Genomic DNA, 377 nt, shown 5'->3' with positions numbered 1-377 from the left:
AGCTGCACGTACATGACGAGAACAACGAATGTGGTACCGGCGACGTGGTGGAAATCCGCGAATGCCGCCCACTGTCCAAGACCAAGTCCTGGACGTTGGTTCGCGTTGTAGAGAAAGCGATTCTGTAATAGAGTAGCTGGCTCTCACTTAATAAACGGCTCAGAAAATGAGCCGTTTATTTTTTCTACCCATACCAAGTAAGCGGTGTTATAATGCTGCGCCCTCGGTTATGGGGCTTTTCAACGGCCTAATTTTTACTTGGGTCTTTAAAGTAGTAGTTGACATTAGCGGAGCACTAAAATGATCCAAGAACAGACTATGCTGAACGTCGCCGACAACTCCGGTGCACGTCGCGTAATGTGTATCAAGGTTCTAGG

Annotated in this window: 2 protein-coding genes; both read left to right on the top strand. The window is 47.7% G+C overall.

Translation table 11 applies throughout. The annotated features are described in order from the left end of the window. Positions 1-2 precede the first annotated feature (2 nt). Positions 3-128, top strand: coding sequence for a small ribosomal subunit protein uS17 (locus KQX66_RS38955; protein WP_498047233.1), 126 nt, complete (start codon positions 3-5; stop codon positions 126-128). A gap of 172 nt (positions 129-300) precedes the next feature. Next, a partial coding sequence (locus tag KQX66_RS38950) for an uL14 family ribosomal protein (RefSeq protein ID WP_206523885.1) occupies positions 301-377 on the top strand: 77 nt, incomplete at its 3' end.

This window comes from Paenibacillus oleatilyticus, from assembly GCF_018998565.1.
Classification (GTDB): domain Bacteria; phylum Bacillota; class Bacilli; order Paenibacillales; family NBRC-103111; genus Paenibacillus_G; species Paenibacillus_G oleatilyticus.
This window is presented reverse-complemented; position numbering and strand designations above follow the sequence as displayed.